The following is a 16,221-nucleotide window of genomic DNA, read 5'->3' on the forward strand; positions in this document are numbered from 1 at the left end:
GAAACCATGCTGTCACCCCGCGCCCTGCTCGTCCGCGGCATGCTCGCCGGCCTCGCCGCCGGACTCCTGGCATTCGTGTTCGCCTACTTCGTCGGTGAAGGTCCGATCGACCAGGCGATCGCATTCGAGGAGGCCAACGCCGCACCGGAGCCGGCCGTGGCCGGCGAGCCGGAGGGCATCAGCCGGACGGTGCAGAGCACCGTCGGCCTGCTCACCGCGTCGCTCATCTACGCCGTCGCCCTCGGCGGGATCTTCGCGATGGTGTTCGCCGCCGCCTACGGGCGGATCGGTCGGTTCGGCCCGCGGGCGACCGCGGTGCTGGTCGCGCTCACCGGGTTCGTGGTGGTCGCGCTGGTGCCGTGGCTCAAGTACCCGGCCAACCCGCCGGCGACCGGCGACCCCGACACCATCGGTCGACGCACCTCGCTGTTCTTCCTGATGATGGTGATCGCGCTCGCCGGGGTGGCGCTCGGCGGATACCTCGGCCGAGCGCAGGTCGCCCGGCTCGGCACCTGGAACGCGGGCCTCGTCGGAGCCGGCGCGTTCGTCCTGGTCGTCGGGCTCGCGCTGGCGCTGCTGCCCTCGATCGAGGAGGTCCCGGAAGGCTTCTCGCCGATCCTTCTCTGGAACTTCCGGCTGGCGTCGCTGGGCACCCAACTCGTCGTGTGGACGACGCTCGGTCTGGTCTTCGGCCTGATGGCCGAGCGGGGCGCACGCCTGTCGCGGCAGCCGGTGCCCGTGGCCGCCGGCCGGTAGGTGGCAGCGCCGCCGCGACCGCCGTCCGAACCACGCGACGCCCGGCAGGCGCTGGCGGCGGCCTCCGTGCTGGGCCCCTTCTTCGCCTGGTCCCCGTGGTCCGACCGGGCGGGCTGGCGGCCACTGACCGAGCTGCTCGACGGCGACGTCCTCGCCGAGCGGGTGGACGCGGCGGCCACCACGCTGCGTACGCGGTGCGATCTGCCGGCGGACGCCGTACCGGTGCGCGTCGTCGCGTCGGTCACCTTCCTGGGCCTGGCGGCGCGGCTGGTGTCCCCGCCGCTCGGGGCGGCTGTCGTGGGTGGTGCCCTGCCGCTCGCGGGCTCGGAAGACCTCTGGTGGCGTCCACCCACAGCCGGGCCCTGGCCGCTCGCGCACGGCCCGCTCGACGTGCTGCCCACCGGTGACCTGAACGATCGTTCGGTCTCGGCGGCGCTGGTCGAGACCGCGGCGCAGGGCCCGGTGCGGCTGCTGCTGGACGCATTCCGAGCCCGGTTCCGACTGTCACCGCAGGTCCTGTGGGGCAACGTCGCCTCCGCCCTGGCGGGCGCTGCCGGGGTGCTCGCCGATGCCGCGCCGGCGCACGCCGAGCGGGCCGGCGCGGTCCTGGCGGGGGCGCTGGAGCTGCCGCCGCTTGCCGGCACCGGCACCCTGGTCCGGCCGGATCCGAACCGGGTCCGGTGGTTCCTGGTGCGGCGAAACTGCTGCCTCTACTACCGCATTCCGGGCGGCGGAACGTGCGGTGACTGCGTGTTGACGTCCCCGGCGCAGCGGTGGCGGCACTGGCGGTCGGTACTGGCCGGGCCGGCGAAGCCGCCGGCGTGAGCCGCTGAGGCTCACCGGCGGCCCGGTCAGGACCGGGACGGTCGGGCGGCCCACTCGGCGGCCACCCGGTGCGGGTCGCCGGTCCGGAACTCCGGCGGCTCGTGCAGCAGGAAGTCCCGGTGGCTGATGTTCCAGGCGTACGCCCCGGCCATGGCGAAGACCAGCACGTCCCCCACACCGATCGGCCCCGCCGTGGTCGACCGGGACAGGACGTCCCTGGGGGTGCAGAGCTGCCCGACCACGGTGACCGGCCCGCCGTCGGTGCGGGCACCGTCGGCGTCCCGCCGACGGTGCACCGTGAACGGTTGCGGATGCCCCTTCGCCGCGGGCGTGCGCAGGTGGTGCGTGCCGCCCTCCACCACCACGAACCACTCGCCGTGCGAGCGCTTCACGTCGACCACCTCGGCGAGGTACGCCCCGCAGTAGGCGGTCACCGACCGCCCCGGCTCGACGCGCAGCCGCAGCCGCGGGTGTGCGTCGAGGACGTCCGCCAGCGCCCGGCCGTAGCCCACCCAGTCGAACCGTGCCGCCGGGTCGGCGTAGTCGACGGCCATGCCGCCGCCCACGTCGACCTCCGCGGCCCCCACCTCGGCGACCGACCAGCGGACCACGGCGGCGGCGACCGCCCCGGCGAGCGCGGCGTCCAGCCCGCTGGCCAGGTGGGCGTGGACGCCCCGCACCTCGACGCCGGTGGGCGGACGGCGGACGCACTCCACCGCGTCGGCCGGGTCCATCCCGAACGGGCTGGGCCCGCCGCCCATGACCAGGCTCGCCCCGGGGGCGGCCACCGGGAGGTTCACCCGGAGCAGCACCCGGGCGGACGTGCCCGCCGCGGCGGCCAGCGCGCCGAGGCGGCGCAGCTCGGCCGGCGACTCGACGTGGACGCGGTCCACCCCGGCGGCCAGGGCGGCGGCGAGGTCCTCGTCGGTCTTGCCGGGCCCGGCGTACGCGGCCGGCACCCGTCCGGGCAGCACCTCGGCCATCCGCCGCAGCTCGCCGCGGCTGGCCGTCTCGAACCCGTCGACGACCGGAGCGAGGGTCCGCAGCACACCCGGGTCCGGGTTCGCCTTGACGGCGTACAGCAGCTCGACCCGGCGCGGCAGGGCGGCCCGGACGGACCGGACGTGCGCGGCCAGCCCGTCGAGGTCGTGCACGTACACCGGCCGGGTCACCGCGGTCCACCGAACGGGTTCGGCACCGGCACGAACGGCGCGGCACGGTCGGCGTCGCGCCGCCACCGGACCAGGAGGTTCGCCTTGGCCACCAGTGGCTCGCCGCGCAGCAGCGCACGCAGTTCGGGAGGATCGCCGAGGTCGGCGGCCACCGCCTCGACCACCGCACCGACCTCCCGCCACAGCAGCGGCTCGATGCCCGGCCGCGCGTCGGCGAGCGCGCCGCAGATCCCGGCCAGGTGGTTGACGAACAGGCAGTAGACGACGCGGCGGCGGGCGTCCCGGGGCCCGTACGCGGCCTGCGACGGGACGCCGGCGGGCCAGCCGGCCCACCGGCTCGTGTCCAGCTTGACCCCCTCCAGGTCGCGCAGCAGCATCCGCACCGGGCGGCGTTCGGCGTCGAGCACCGCGACCACGTTCTGCAGGTGCGCCTCGTGCACGACTCCGTGCCGGAGCCAGCTGCGCAGCACCGCCGGCACCAGCAGCCCGACGTACGCCCGCCACCAGGTCACCGGGTCCGCCACCGGGAGCGGCGTGGCGGCCAGCGCCGCCGCCAGCAACGGGGTGTCCCCCGGCTCCAGGTGGGGGCGCAGGCCGGTGCGCAGGATCGTGCCGTACGCCTCGTCGGCGTCCGGAGCGTCGACCGTGCGGTAGGCGGGCTCGGCGAGCAGCGCGACCCCGGGCGGCATGGGCAGGCGGGACAGCAGCTCGGTCAGGGCGACCGCTCCGGTGAGTTCGTACCGCGCGTTCTTGCGCAGGCAGTTGGTGATCCGCACGTGCAGGCTGGCCTTGACGAACAGGTCGGCCTCGGGGGCGTAGAGGGTGCGGACGCTCGCCGTCGGGCGTACCGGGACGCCGGCCGGGCCCAGCCGGCGGACCCGGGGATGTGCCGGCGGAACCAGCGCCAGCTGCCAGGGATGTACGGGCAGCACCCGGTGCCCGGCCGGCGGGCGCGGGGGGTCGAGGCCCGCCAGCAGCGCATCGAACGGCCCGGCGCCCGCGACCAGGTCGTCCGGCACCGCGAGCCAGTGCAGCCGGAACGCGGAGCGAAGCTCCGGCGCGTACGCCCGCCAGCTGTCCGGGTCGCCGCTGCGCCACTTGGGGGCGGGATGGTACGGGTGGCCGAAGAGCAGCGACTGTTCGGATTCCACGTACGCGTCGACGGCGGGCTCCCCGGTGGGGGTGGGATCCCGGTCCGGTCGATCGGCCAGCAGCCGGGTCACCGCGTCCCGGCTGGCCCGCACCTGCCGGACGAACTCGTCGTTCGTCCGGCCGGTGCGGGCGGTGAGTTCCGCGGCGACCAGCCCGGCCAGCCGGCCCGCGTCCACGTCCGTCCACCGGTCGCCGCCGAGCCGCAGCTGCACCGGGCCGGCGTAGCGGTGCGCGCCGAGCGGTGACACCCGGGCGGTGGCGCAGCGCAGCGTCGCGTCGGAGTTCCGTAGCCGCAGCACCACCGTGCCCCCGCCCACGGTCACGTCGCCGTCGGGCAGGGCGATCTCGCGTACCAGGCAGCCGAGGACGGCGTGGGCGGCGGCCAGGTCGGCGCGCCGGTCGGTGTCGAGGCACTGCCCAGGTCGCGACACCGTGTCCGTCATGGCGTCTCCCGCAGGTAGTTCGGGCCGGTACGCCGGTAGTACTTGTTGACGTCGGCGCAGCCGAGCCGCTGCTTCGGTAACAGGGTGCCGGCGGTGAGCATCGCCTTGACCGGAAGTCGGGCGGCGCGTAACACCCGCTCGGTGAAGAACCGTGCCGCCGGCCCGTCGCCCCAGCGGTCGCGGGCCGCCGCCAGCCTCGGTGCCAGCGCGGCGGCCGGCGACGGTACGGGCAGCCCGCGCGCGGCGAGGGCGAGCAGGGGTGCCGCCGCGGCCAGGTGCAGGGTGATGGTGATGAACACGTCGGCCAGCTCCTGCGGATCGCGTGCCCACATCCGCCCGTCCCGCAGCGGTGGTCCGTCGGGCCCGCGATGGCGCGGGTCCAGCCGCGCGCCGTCGTTGTCCTTGTAGAGCAGGCCGACCGTCCCGTCCGGATGCACCAGCAGGTGAATGTTCTGCGGGTGGGCCTCGAGGGCCACCCCGTACCGTAGCCAGAGGCACACGTGCCAGTCGAGCAGCAGGTCCAGGTAGGACTCCACGACTGCCACCGGCTCGCCGAGCCGTTCGAGCACGGTGCCCGCCTGCGGATCGGGCGCGGCGAGGGCCGCGACCGGCACCACCCGGACCCCGGCCAGGTCGCGCGGGAAGCGGCGGAGCAGGAAGCTGAGCCGCTCGTCGCCGCCCGCGGCACCGTAGGTGCCCTCGTCGGCGTGCCGGATCCGGCCGGCGAAGGCCGGTTCCGCGCCGGCGATCCGGTCGAGCAGCCCGGCGACCGCCGCGCCGTCGGCGAGAGTGTCGGGATGCAGGGTCCGTCGGTTCCGCGCGCCGAGGGTCGCGGTCGGCAGCGGCAGCTTCAGATGGGTGTACGGGTCCTGCGCGAGCGCCACGGTCCGCATGGAGAGGGTGGGCCGTACGGTGATCGCCGGCCGGTCGGTCGCCGGCAGCCGGTAGCGTTCCGCGGTGAGCGGGTGCACCGGCATCAGCACCCGGTCGGGCCGCCGCGCCGGCGGCCACCAGTCGGGCAGGTCGCCGGTGAGCCGCACCGCCCCGGCGCGGGCGGCGTACCAGCGCAGGGTGAAGCGGGGTGCGTGTTCGGGGGCGTAGCGGTGTAGTTCTTCGTCACCGAGCCCGTGCCGGCAGCGGTCGGTGGGGTAGACCGGATGGCCGGCGTACGCGGCGAGCACGTCGTCGAGCAGCGCCGCCGGCATGCCGGCGGGGGTTGCCGCGCGTTCGGCCGCGACGGCGGCGAGCACCCGCCGCCGGGCCCCGGCGGCGAGCCGGCGGGCCGCGAGGTCGGCCCGGCACTCGACGGTGAACGCCTCCCAGCCGGATTCGGCCTCCGGGTCGTCGGGCGGGGCGAGCAGTGCCAGGAGACCGTCCACGGTGTCCACGTCGCGGACGGTCCCCTCGGCGAGGACGTGCAGCACGGGCGCGGCGCTGCGGAGGGCCTGCTGGAAACCGTCCGCGCGGACCGGGATGCGCAGCAGCCCGGCCGGGTGCCGCACCGCCCACCAGCCGGGGCCGTCCGGTCGGCCGCGGCTGGACAGGCCGAGGTGGTCCTCGCGCAGCAGGGCGTCGAGCACCCGACGGAAAACCTGCCGTTCACTGTCGTCGGTCATGCGACGATCGTCCACCGCAGGCCGCGTCGGAGCGCGGCCAGCGCGGTCCGGACGGTCTCCCGGTCGGGGCCGATGGCGTGCAGCGCCGCGAGGTAGTCGCGGTTGGTGCCGGTGCGGTCGGCGGCCCGGCCCACTTCGCGCAGGGGCCGGCAGGCCAGCCGGACGCCGTCCCGGACGGTGTCCAGCCGGCCGGGAGCGGCGGTGAGCCGGCCGGACCGGTCGGCGCAGACGTACTCGACGCGGGCGTGCCGGGCGACCGCGGCCGGTACGGGCAGGTCGAGGGCGGTCAGCGGCTCACCGAGGTGCAGCCGGATGACGTGTTCGAACAGCGGCACGCCGAGCAGTTCGGCGAGGATCAGGTCCATCCGGTCGCCGATCAGGCGGTAGTTCACCTCGATCAGCCGCACCCGGCCGTCCTGGACGACGTACTCGGTGTGGCAGGCGCCGAAGCGTACGCCGAGCACGTCGAGCCGGGCCCGTAGCTCGACGTCGTCCCGTTCCGCCGGGGGAGACCAGTCGAGGGTCGTCTCGGTGAACGTCGGTGGCGGGCCGAGGCCGGTGTGCCACCCGCCGAGGACGGCGAGGCCGGCGGCGTCGCCGAGGGTGTCGTACGTCCGCAGCTCACCGGCCAGGTACTCCTCGACCACCAGCGCGACCTCGGGCCGGCGGCGGCGGATCCCGTCGATCCGCGCGGCCAGCTCGCCGGGGTCGGTCACCAGATAGGCGTCCTCGCTCGCGACGCCGTCGCGGGGCTTGACCACGGCGGGGAACATCGCCTCCGGCACGTCGGGTGCCGTGCCGGGGTCGACGGCGACGGCGCGGACCAGGTCGAGCCCGGCGGCGGCGACAGCCCGGCGGGCCGCGGCCTTGTCCTTGCAGAGCCGGGCGGCGTCGGGGTCCTTGCCGGGCAGGCCGAGCTTGCGGGCGGCGATCGCGGTCGGTTCCTGGAGGTGATCGCTGTTGGACAGCAGCGCCGCGGGTCGGACCGCCGCCGTGACGACGGCGGCCGCGTCGCGGACGGCGCACCGGGCAACCGGTGTGCCGGCGGGCCACTGCTCGGGCCGGTCGGTCAGCACGGTGACCGGCAGTCCGAGTGAGGCGGCCGCCGGGAGGAATCCTTCCAGGACGGCGTCGGTGGGGTTGAGCGCGGTGAGGTACAGCCGCATCCCGCCTCCGTCGACTGGCCGATCATGCTGGTTAGGGCAGCCTACCCTAATGTTCCTGGTCTGCGAGCTTCTGTCGGGTGTGTCCCGGTCAGCCGTCAGCCGTCAGCCGTCAGCCGCCGGCACGACGCCCGACGGCGCGACGCCCGACGGCGCGACGCCCGACGGTGCGACGCCCGACGGCGCGACGCCCGACGGTGCGACGCCCGACGGCGCGACGGGTGGCGGCGCGACGGCGTGGTCGGGCGAGCCGGACCGCTCCGCCCGGCGCAGCAGTCCGGCGGCGACCAGGCCGCCGACCAGGACGGCGGCGGCGCCCACCGTCTGGCCGGTCTCCAGCGCGGCGGCGAAGGCGACGGTGACGGCTTCACGGTCCGCACCGGAGCCGGCGGCGGCGAGGGCCGCCGGGAACGATCCGGCGCCGACCAGCGCGGCCGGCAGCAGGGCGGTGAACCGGGCGTTCAGCACGGCGCCCAGCACGGCGATGCCGAGGCTGCTCCCGACCTCGGTCATGGTGCCGTCGACACCGGCCCCGGCGCCGGCCTTCTGTGCCGGGATGGCGCTCATCACCGCCTCGACGATCGCCGGGTTCGCCAGCGCGCAGCCCGTACCCATGACGAGCAGCCCACCGAGCAGCACCGCGTAGCCGTCGGCGGGGGCGTGGGTGACGAGCAGGAGACCGGCCGCGAGCAGCGTCATGCCGACCGCGATGGCGGCCGGCAACCCGAGCCGACGGATCGCCACCGCGGCGGCGCCGGTGACGTTGAGCAGCACGATGGACAGCGCGAACGGCGCCATCCGCAGACCCGCCTCCCAGGCGGGGTAGCCGCGGACGAACTGCAGGTGCTGGGTGAGCAGGAACAGCGCGCCGGTGGCACCGAAGGTGATCAGGACGACCCCGGAGATCGCGCCGACGAAGCGGCGGTCCCGGAAGAAGTGCATGTCGAGCATCGGGTCGGGGACCCGCCGCTCCCAGTGGACGAAGAGCCCCAGCAGGAGCACGCCGGCAGCGCCCGCGCCGAGCACCTCGGCCGATGCCCACCCCCGCTCCGGTCCGGAGATGATCGACCAGACGACCGCGGTCAGGCCGGCGGTGGACAGCACCACCCCACCCACGTCGAGCCGTCCGCCGGCCGGATCCCGCGACTCGGGTATCAGCACCCGGCCGACGAGAAGGCAGACCAGCACGATCGGGATGTTCATCAGGAAGATGGCACCCCAGGGCAGGTGCGCGAGCACGGCGCCGCCGATCGGTGGCCCGGCCGCGAAACCCAGCGCGCTGGTGGCCGCCCAGATGCCGATCGCGCGGGACCGCTCGGCTGCGTCGAAGACCTGCATCGCGACCGCGAGGGTGGCGGTGACCAGCAGGGCGCCGCCGACACCCATGCCCGCGCGGGCGGCGATCAACTGGCTGCCGGAACCGGCGAGCCCGGCGGCGAGCGAGCCGAGGCCGAACAGGACGAGCCCGGCGAGCAGCATCCGCCGCCGCCCGTACCGGTCGGCGGCGCTGCCGGCGCTGAGCAGCAACCCGGACAGCACCAGCGCGTACGCGTTGATGATCCACTGCACGTCGGCGGTGCTGGCACCCAGCTCGGTGGTGAGCACCGGCACCGCCACGGTCAGGACCGTGTTGTCCAGCACCACGACGAGTTGGGCCAGACAGAGCACGGCCAGGATCAGCCACCGGGTGGGGGACCGGGGTGGCGCGTCGCCCGACGGGCCGGCGGCCGGTCCGGCGTGGTTCGCCGGGCCGGCCGCCGCGGCGGCCACCGGGTCGGCGTTCATCGGGTCGGCGCGAAGGGGGCGAGCGGGTTGGCCAGGGTGCCGGCGAACTGGAGCGCGGCCGACGGGTCGGCCAGGTCGACCATCTGCTGGTTGTTGCGCAGCTGGAGCCGGTTGAGGCAGGACAGCGTGAACTCCTCGGCGAACAGGTCGTGGCGGCGCAGCCGGTCGGCCAGGTGCGGGACGCTGTCGGCGTAGTCGAGCGCGCACTCGGCGACCGTCCGCCAGAAGTCCTCCTCGACGATGGTCCCGTCGGTGTCCAGGATGGCGGCGAGGTGGCGGAGGAAGCAGTCGAAGACGTCGGTGAAGATGGACAGGATCTTCTCGTCCTCCGGGATGGTGGCCCGGATCCGGCGTACCGGCTCCGGCAGGTCCGCCTCCGGGTTCATCACCACGATCTCCTCGGCGATGTCCTTGAAGACCACCCGTTCGACCGCGCCGTCGCGCAGGACGAGGATGACGTTCTCGCCGTGCGGCATGAAGGCCAGGTCGTACGCGTAGAGGCTGTGCAGCAGCGGCACCAGGTAGGCATCCAGGTAGCGGCGCAGCCACACCGTCGGCGCCAGCCCGGACTCGGCGACCAGCGCGGCGGCGAGCGAGCGGCCGTCACGGTCGACGTGCAGGAGCGAGGCCATGGTGGCGAGCCGGCGGCCGGGCTCCAGGCCGGCGACCGGGCTCTCCCGCCAGAGCGCGGCCAGCATCTTCCGGTACGGGGAGTAGCGGTCGGTGGCGGCCTCGTACTGGCGGTGCCGGTAACCGACCGCGGCCCGCTCCCGAATGATCGACAGCCGGGTCCGCTTGAGTACGGGGTCGTTGTCGATCAGGTCGGCGAGCCAGTCGTTGATGGCCGGCGTCGCCTCCATGTACGCGGCGGACAGGCCGCGCATGAAGCCCATGTTCAGGACCGACAGCGCGGTCTTGACGTAGTGCCTCGTCGGCTCCGTGACGTTGAAGAACGTGCGGATCGACTGCTGGGCGAGGTACTCGTCCGGTCCCTCGCCCAGGCAGACCAGCCGGCGGCGGGCGACCTCGCCGGCGAAGGTGACCGCCAGCTTGTTCCACCACTGCCACGGGTGCACCGGGATGAGCAGGTAGTCGGCCGGGTCCAGGCCGAGGCCGGTGAGGGCACCCGCGAAGCGGTCGACCGTGTCGGCGCCCAGCTCGGCCCGCACCAGCGTGTCGTAGTCCAGGTCGGCCGCGCAGGTGAAGGTGGTGTGGTCGCGGTGGGCGGCCAGCCACAGCAGCCGGACGGGCGCCGCGGCCTCCGGGGCGTAGCGGTGGTACTCGTGCACCCCGAACCCGATGCGGCCGTTGTTGGCCACGAAGCACGGGTGCCCCTCGGTCATGCCGGTCTCCACGGCCTGGAAGTCCGCCCGGGCGAGTTCGGCGGCGCTCACCGGGGGCTTGCCGAGCTTGTACGCGGTGCCGGCGAGCGTGGAGGTGATCTCCTCCAGGTACACCGGCAGGATCGCGTCGGTGAGGCCGAGCGCGTCGCGCAGGTCGAGACAGAGGTCGACGGCGTCCAGCGGCAGCTCGTCGCCGTCGCGGTGCCGGCTGATGCTGTCGGCGTCGACCTGCCAGTGGTCGAGGGCGAGGCGCCGGGCGGCGAACCGGTACGCCACCGTGCCGTCGTCGCTGCGGACCACCCACCGCCCGGCGCCGGCCGGCTCGGGGGTGATGAGACGTTCGTGGGCGAACTCGGCGAGTGCCTTGCGCACCAGCAGCCGGTTGGCCGTGGCCCAGGCGTCGGGGGTCAGATGGTCCACGGATGCGGTGGCCTTCACGCGGGCACCCCTCCTCGGGTCGCGGCCAGGAACTGCTCGCGGGTGCAGACGCTGAGCAGGGCCTCCTTCTCGGGCTTGCGGATCGGGCCCACGACGGTGAAGCCCACGGCGGCGTTGAGCGCGTGCACCGCGGTGTTGCGGACATCGGGCTCGACGACGACCCGCCGGGTCGCCGGGTCGGCGAAGAGCCAGGCCATGACGGTCGTGATCACCGCGCGGGTGAAGCCGCTCACCGGGGTGTCGGTGGGGGCGCAGAGGAAGTGCATGCCGACGTCGCCGTCCGCGGCGTCGTACCGGCCGACGAGCTCGACCCGGGCGGGGTCGTACCGTTCGGCGAGGAAGGCGGGGGCGCCGCGCCACAGACCCAGGTACGCCTCGTGGTGCGGGTGGGCGGCGATCCTCCGGTACTCCTCGGCGACCGCCGCCACGTCGGCGTCCTGCATCAGCCAGAACGCGGCCTTGGGATGGGTGACCCAGCCGTGCAGCAGCGCCGCGTCGGCGTCGGCGTCGAGGGGGCGCAGCGCGAACTCCCCGAGCCGGTCGTCGTGCCGTGTGAACACGGTCATGACATCGCCCCCGCGGGCGCACCGAACTCCTGGAAGGCGATGGCCTTCTCGATCGGGTAGTGCTCGCGGCCGGTCAGCTCGCGGATGATCCACGAGTTGCGGTACGGGCCCATGCCGAGGTCGGGCGACGTGATGCTGTGGGTGTGGGTGCCCGCGTTCTGGAGGAAGACGCGGCCGGTGTGGTCGATGCTGTAGTTGCGGGCGACGTCGAAGCGGCCGTGGGAGTCCCAGCGGAGCCGGTCGCGGACCGGCTCCAGGAACTCGGGGACCCGGTAGTGGTAGCCGGTGGCCAGGACTAGGCCCTCGGTGTCCAGGGTGAAGTCCCGCCCCTGCTCGACGTTGCGCAGACCCAGGTGGTACCGGCCGGTCGAGGCGTCGTGGGCGGCGCTGGTCAGCTCGGTGTTGGTCAGCAGGCGGGTCCGCACCGGGCCGTCGAGGCTGCGGGCGTAGAGCAGGTCGTAGATGTCGTTGATCAGGTCGGAGTTGATCCCCTTGAACAGGCCCTTCTGGTCGGACTCCAGCCGGTAGCGGGTCTGCTCCGGCAGGGCGTGGAAGTAGTCCACGTAGTCCGGTGAGGTCATCTCCAGGGTGAGCTTGGTGTACTCCAGCGGGAAGAACCGGGGCGACCGGGTGACCCAGTTGAGCTGGTAGCCGTACGTGTCGATGTCGGTGAGCAGGTCGTGGTAGATCTCGGCGGCGCTCTGCCCGCTGCCGACGACCGTGATGCTCCGCTTGGCCCGCAGCGCGTCCCGGCTGTCGAGGTACCGGGAGTTGTGGATCAGGTCGCCGCCGAGACCCGCGCAGGCGTCCGGAACGTACGGCGGGGTTCCGGTGCCGAGCACCAGGTGGCGGGCCCGGTAGGTGGCGGTGCCGTCGGCCGTGTCGGCGTGCACCACGTAGCGGTCGTCGGCCTCGTCGTACTCCACGGCGGTGACGGTGTGCCCGAACCGCAGGTTCGGCAGCTTCGCGGCGGCCCACCGGCAGTAGTCGTTGTACTCGGCGCGCAGGGGGAAGAAGCTCTCCCGGATGTAGAACGGGTAGAGTCGCCCGCTCTCCTTCAGGTAGTTGAGGAAGGAGTACGGCGAGGTCGGGTCGGCGAGGGTGACCAGATCGGCCATGAACGGCGTCTGCAGCCGGGTCGACTCGAGCAGCATCCCGGGATGCCAGTCGAAGCCGTCCCGGGTCTCCAGGAACACCCCGTCGAGGTCGTCGATCGGTGCGGTGAGGCAGGCCAGGCCCAGGTTGTACGGGCCCAGCCCGATGGCGATGAAGTCGTGGGTCGACATCGGGTCTCCAAGCGCGGGTGTCAGCCGACCGGGCAGGACAGTTCGGCGGCGGCCGTGGTCTGCGCGTACCAGGCGGCGTGGTCGGCGATGAGGTCGAGAACGTGGGCGATGTCGTCCACGCTGGTTTCGGGGTTGAGCAGGGTGAACTTCAGGTAGTGGGCACCGTCCACCTTGGTGCCGGCGACCAGGGCCGCGCCGGAGGCGGCCAGGGCGTCCCGGGCGTGCAGGTTGGCGTCGTCGACGAGGCCCGGCCCGGCCCCGGGCGGGACGTAGCGGAAGACCACGGTGCTCAACTGCGACCGGGCTGCCACTTCGAAGCGGGGATCGGCGTCCAGCAGCCGCCACGCCTCGGCCGCGAGGTCGACGACCTGGTCGAAGAGCGCCCCGATGGCGTCCGGCCCCATGATCCGCAGGGTCAGCCAGAGCTTGCACGCGTCGAAGCGGCGGGTGGTCTGGATGCTCTTGTCGACCTGGTTGGGGATGCCCTGCTCGACCGCGCGGGCCGGGTTGAGGTAGTCGGCGTGCCAGGTGGCGTGGCGCAGCACCCGGCCGTCACGCACGAGCAGGGCGCTGGAGCTGACCGGCTGGAAGAACGACTTGTGGTAGTCGACCGTCACCGAGTCGGCCCGCTCGATGCCGTCGAGGAGGTGCCGGCGGGTGGGGGAGACCAGGAGCCCGCACCCGTACGCGGCGTCGACGTGCAGCCACACACCGGCCGCCGTGCAGATGTCGGCGATCTCCGGCAGCGGGTCGATGGTGCCGAAGTCGGTGGTGCCGGCGGTGGCGACGACCGCCATCACCACCAGGTCCTCCCGCCGGCAGCGGTCGATGGTCCGGGCCAGCTCGTCGGTGCGCATCCGGCGCCCGGCGTCGGTGGGGACGGTGAGCACCGCGTCCGCGCCCAGGCCGAGCAGCTTGGCGGCCTTCTGCACGCTGAAGTGACCGGCGGCGGAGGTGATGATCCGCAGGCGGGCCAGCACCTCCGTGCGGGCCGGGCGGGCGGTGGCGCCGCCCACCACCCGCCGGTACGCCTCCTCGCGGGCCAGCAGCATCGCCTGGAGGTTCGACTGGGTACCACCACTGGTGAACACGCCGTCGGCGGCGGCGCCGAGGCCGATCCGCCCCGTCGTCCACTCGATCAGCCGCCGCTCCATCAGCGTCGCGCCGGCACTCTGGTCCCAGGTGTCCAGTGAGGAGTTCACGGCGCTGAGGACGGCCTCGCCGAGCAGCGCCGGGATCACCACCGGGCAGTTGAGGTGTGCCAGGTAGCGCGGGTGGTGGAACCACACCGCGTCCCGCAGCCAGACGTCGTGCAGTTCGTCGAGGGCGGCGTCGGTGTCGTGCAGCGGCCGGTCCAGGTCGATGCCGGCGATCAGGGGAGCCAGCGTGTCCGGCGTGACGCCGGTGAACGGCCGGTCCGCGCCGGCCACCCGGTCGGCCACCCGGTCCATGCCCTGGGTCAGCGCGCGTCGGTAGTGCGCGACCGATCCGGCGTTGAACAGGTGGGCCCGAGCGGCGGACAGGTCCGGCCCCGCCCCGGTCGGCGAGCTGTCGAGCGTGCTTCCGGTCAGGCTCATGCAGGTCCTCAGCGGTCAAAGTGGACACAGGTGCGGCGACTGGCGCCGCGCAAGATTAGGTTAGCCTAACCTAAGTTGCGATCAAGACGGTGGGGGCGAGGTTCACGCCACAATCGCCGGGTCGCCCACCGTCGACGGCTCGCCGGGCGTCCCCGGCGTGGGAGCGGGCGGGCGCCGGAACCGCCGCTGGTGCGCGAGGCCGAGAGCGACGCCGGCCGCCACCAGCACGATGGACGCGACCGCCACCGCCGGGTAGCCGAACCCGCCGGCGGCCGCGAGACCCGCGGAGGCCGCCACGAACGAGCAGACCAGCCCGAACGACGACAGCACGGTGAAGTCGGTGCCGCCCGTCCCCGGCCGCGAATAGTCCATGTTGACCGTGTAGAGCACGACGTTGGCGATGGTGTACGCCGCCAGGAAGAAGCAGAGGGCGGCGACCGTCCCGGCCAGCGGCGCGTGACCGTTCATCAGCGGGAGCAGCAGCACCGTCGACAGCGCCAGGGCCACCCCGCCGGCCACCAGCACGCCGCCACGCCCGAACCGCGCGATCCCGACTCCCGCCAGCAGGCCGGCGACGATGGCGGGCACGCTGGTCACCACACCGGTCACCACGCCGATCCGGCCCAGCGACCAGCCGGCGTCCACCAGTGCGGGCGTGATCAGGGCGTACGCCATGCCCGCGCCGACGTAGACCAGCGGTACCACGCCGAAGGTCCACCACCGGCATCCGGGCTGGCCGAACACCGACAGCAGCGCCCGGTACGCCGTGCCGACCCCGGCCACCCGGTCGGTGCGGGCCGGCTCCCGGAACCGCCACACCACCAGCAGCCCGACCGCGGTCAGGACGGCCAGGAGACCGACCGCCGACACCCACCCGAACCGGTCGTAGACCAGTACGCAGGCGCCGCCCCCGAGCAGGTTGCCCAGGTAGCTCGCGGCCACCTGGATGCCGTTTCCGGTGCCCCGGGCCGACTCGCTCAACAGCCGGACGGCGACCGCGTCCACCGCGATGTCCTGCGTGGCGGAGAAGAAGACGAACGCGGCGCAGATCGCGACGACCGGGCCGAGTTGCTCGGCGGGACGGGAGAACGGCAGCAGCGCCAGCAGTGCCAGCACCAGCGCCGCCTGGAGTACCAGCAGCCAGGACCGGTAGTGGCCCCGGTGCCGGGACCCGTAGCGGTCGAGGATCGGCGCCCAGAGGAACTTGACCGGCCAGATCAGGCCGACGATCTGGAGCAGCGCCAGGGTTTCCAGCGACGTGCCGCCGTCGCGCAGGATGGCGGTCAAGCCGACCGTGATGAACCCGATGCCGAGGTACTGCGTGACGTACAGCGCGGTCAGGGTGCCGAGGCGCCCGGTCACGTGGCTCGCCAGTAGCCGAGGGAGGTGACCTGGTGCTTGCCGACGCCCAGGGATCGCCGGATGTGCCGGGTGATGGTGCGCGTGCTGGCCGCCTCGCACGCCACCCAGTAGTGGGCCGAGTCGCTGGCGGGCAGGGCGGCGCAGACTGCGTCGACCAGGTGCTGCCCGGCCTCCCGCCGGGGCAGCCAGGTGACGTCGTGTTGCGCCCGGGCGCGCGGCGCGAGTGCCTTCTCGCCCTCGTGGGCGTACTCCAGCCAGACCGTCGCGGGGATGTCGGAGCCGGCGTCGAGCAGGCTGTTCACCGCGGGCAGGGAGGCCGCGTCGCCGATCAGGTAGAGGTGCTCGGGCGCCGGCTCCGGCAGGCTGAACGCGGTGCCCTGCACGGTCGCGTCGATGGTGTCCCCGACCTGCGCGGTGGTGGCCCACCGGGCCGCGCAGCCGTCGTGGATGGCGAACTCGAGGCTGAACCGACCGGTGGCCGGGTCGGGGTCCACCAGCGTGTACGCGCGCTGGTGCGCCCGGCCGTCGTTGTCGAACCAGAGCCGGATCCACATCGTGGGGTGGACGCCGCAGGCGTCCAGCAGGCCGCCACCGTCGAGGAGCAGCCGCTGGTAGTGCCCGTCGATCGACTCCGAACCCAGCACGGTCAGCCGAAAGTCCCGGCCTCCCATGGCCTTCAGGACCAGGGCCTCCCAGTTCCGTTTCACGCACCCCTCCAGGTAAGGTCAACCTCAGTT

Annotated in this window: 12 protein-coding genes and 1 pseudogene; 2 read left to right on the top strand and 11 right to left on the bottom strand. The window is 74.0% G+C overall.

All coding sequences use genetic code 11. The features are described 5' to 3' along the window. Positions 1-6: 6 nt before the first annotated feature. Positions 7-756, top strand: a complete 750-nt coding sequence (locus GKC29_RS16275; RefSeq protein WP_155331641.1) for a CbtA family protein — start codon at positions 7-9, stop codon at positions 754-756. A 66-nt stretch (positions 757-822) separates the two neighbouring features. Further along, positions 823-1,581, top strand: a complete 759-nt coding sequence (locus GKC29_RS16280) for a (2Fe-2S)-binding protein (protein ID WP_230688647.1) — start codon at positions 823-825, stop codon at positions 1,579-1,581. 26 nt (positions 1,582-1,607) lie between these two features. Here the strand turns inward: GKC29_RS16280 and GKC29_RS16285 are convergent, their stop codons facing one another. From GKC29_RS16285 to GKC29_RS16335, 11 genes and pseudogenes are all read right to left on the bottom strand, one after another. Further along, complete coding sequence (locus GKC29_RS16285) at positions 1,608-2,753, bottom strand: alanine racemase (protein WP_155331642.1); 1,146 nt, start codon at positions 2,751-2,753, stop codon at positions 1,608-1,610. Beyond that, positions 2,750-4,348, bottom strand: coding sequence for an IucA/IucC family siderophore biosynthesis protein (locus GKC29_RS16290; protein ID WP_155331643.1), 1,599 nt, complete (start codon positions 4,346-4,348; stop codon positions 2,750-2,752). Before GKC29_RS16290 ends, GKC29_RS16285 begins: the two co-directional genes overlap by 4 nt. After that, positions 4,345-5,964 carry an IucA/IucC family protein gene (locus tag GKC29_RS16295; RefSeq protein WP_155331644.1) on the bottom strand — a complete coding sequence of 540 codons (1,620 nt, stop codon included), beginning with the start codon at positions 5,962-5,964 and terminating at the stop codon, positions 4,345-4,347. Before GKC29_RS16295 ends, GKC29_RS16290 begins: the two co-directional genes overlap by 4 nt. After that, complete coding sequence (locus GKC29_RS16300) at positions 5,961-7,130, bottom strand: acetyl-CoA carboxylase biotin carboxylase subunit family protein (protein WP_155331645.1); 1,170 nt, start codon at positions 7,128-7,130, stop codon at positions 5,961-5,963. The genes GKC29_RS16295 and GKC29_RS16300 overlap by 4 nt, the downstream gene beginning before the upstream one ends. Before the next feature lie 240 nt (positions 7,131-7,370). Then, positions 7,371-8,912, bottom strand: a pseudogene (locus GKC29_RS16305) (MFS transporter); the annotation flags it as partial. Beyond that, complete coding sequence (locus GKC29_RS16310) at positions 8,909-10,693, bottom strand: IucA/IucC family siderophore biosynthesis protein (protein ID WP_155331647.1); 1,785 nt, start codon at positions 10,691-10,693, stop codon at positions 8,909-8,911. The pseudogene GKC29_RS16305 and the gene GKC29_RS16310, both read right to left, overlap by 4 nt. Beyond that, the gene (locus GKC29_RS16315) at positions 10,690-11,259 is read right to left on the bottom strand and encodes a GNAT family N-acetyltransferase (RefSeq protein WP_155331648.1); all 570 of its coding nucleotides are present in this window, start codon (positions 11,257-11,259) and stop codon (positions 10,690-10,692) included. Before GKC29_RS16315 ends, GKC29_RS16310 begins: the two co-directional genes overlap by 4 nt. Further along, positions 11,256-12,545: a lysine N(6)-hydroxylase/L-ornithine N(5)-oxygenase family protein gene (locus GKC29_RS16320; RefSeq protein WP_155331649.1), complete on the bottom strand. Its 1,290-nt coding sequence runs from the start codon at positions 12,543-12,545 to the stop codon at positions 11,256-11,258. The genes GKC29_RS16315 and GKC29_RS16320 overlap by 4 nt, the downstream gene beginning before the upstream one ends. A gap of 20 nt (positions 12,546-12,565) precedes the next feature. Next, entirely contained in the window at positions 12,566-14,122 is a 1,557-nt protein-coding gene (locus GKC29_RS16325) for an aspartate aminotransferase family protein (protein ID WP_155331650.1), read from the bottom strand. 102 nt (positions 14,123-14,224) lie between these two features. Further along, a complete protein-coding gene (locus GKC29_RS16330) occupies positions 14,225-15,484 on the bottom strand; it encodes an MFS transporter (RefSeq protein WP_155331651.1) in 1,260 nt (419 codons plus the stop codon). Next, the gene (locus GKC29_RS16335; RefSeq protein ID WP_155331652.1) at positions 15,481-16,191 is read right to left on the bottom strand and encodes a siderophore-interacting protein; all 711 of its coding nucleotides are present in this window, start codon (positions 16,189-16,191) and stop codon (positions 15,481-15,483) included. The genes GKC29_RS16330 and GKC29_RS16335 overlap by 4 nt, the downstream gene beginning before the upstream one ends. Positions 16,192-16,221: the final 30 nt, after the last annotated feature.

It is taken from the genome of Micromonospora sp. WMMC415 (assembly GCF_009707425.1).
Classification (GTDB): Bacteria; Actinomycetota; Actinomycetes; order Mycobacteriales; family Micromonosporaceae; genus Micromonospora.

Bases quoted from the DNA above. Each gene is read 5' to 3' on its own strand.
- GKC29_RS16290 (WP_155331643.1), bottom strand. From the start codon at position 4,348: ATGACGGACACGGTGTCGCGACCTGGGCAGTGCCTCGACACCGACCGG.
- GKC29_RS16320 (WP_155331649.1), bottom strand. From the start codon at position 12,545: ATGTCGACCCACGACTTCATCGCCATCGGGCTGGGCCCGTACAACCTG.
- GKC29_RS16295 (WP_155331644.1), bottom strand. From the start codon at position 5,964: ATGACCGACGACAGTGAACGGCAGGTTTTCCGTCGGGTGCTCGACGCC.
- GKC29_RS16300 (WP_155331645.1), bottom strand. From the start codon at position 7,130: ATGCGGCTGTACCTCACCGCGCTCAACCCCACCGACGCCGTCCTGGAA.
- GKC29_RS16315 (WP_155331648.1), bottom strand. From the start codon at position 11,259: ATGACCGTGTTCACACGGCACGACGACCGGCTCGGGGAGTTCGCGCTG.
- GKC29_RS16325 (WP_155331650.1), bottom strand. From the start codon at position 14,122: ATGAGCCTGACCGGAAGCACGCTCGACAGCTCGCCGACCGGGGCGGGG.
- GKC29_RS16275 (WP_155331641.1), top strand. From the start codon at position 7: ATGCTGTCACCCCGCGCCCTGCTCGTCCGCGGCATGCTCGCCGGCCTC.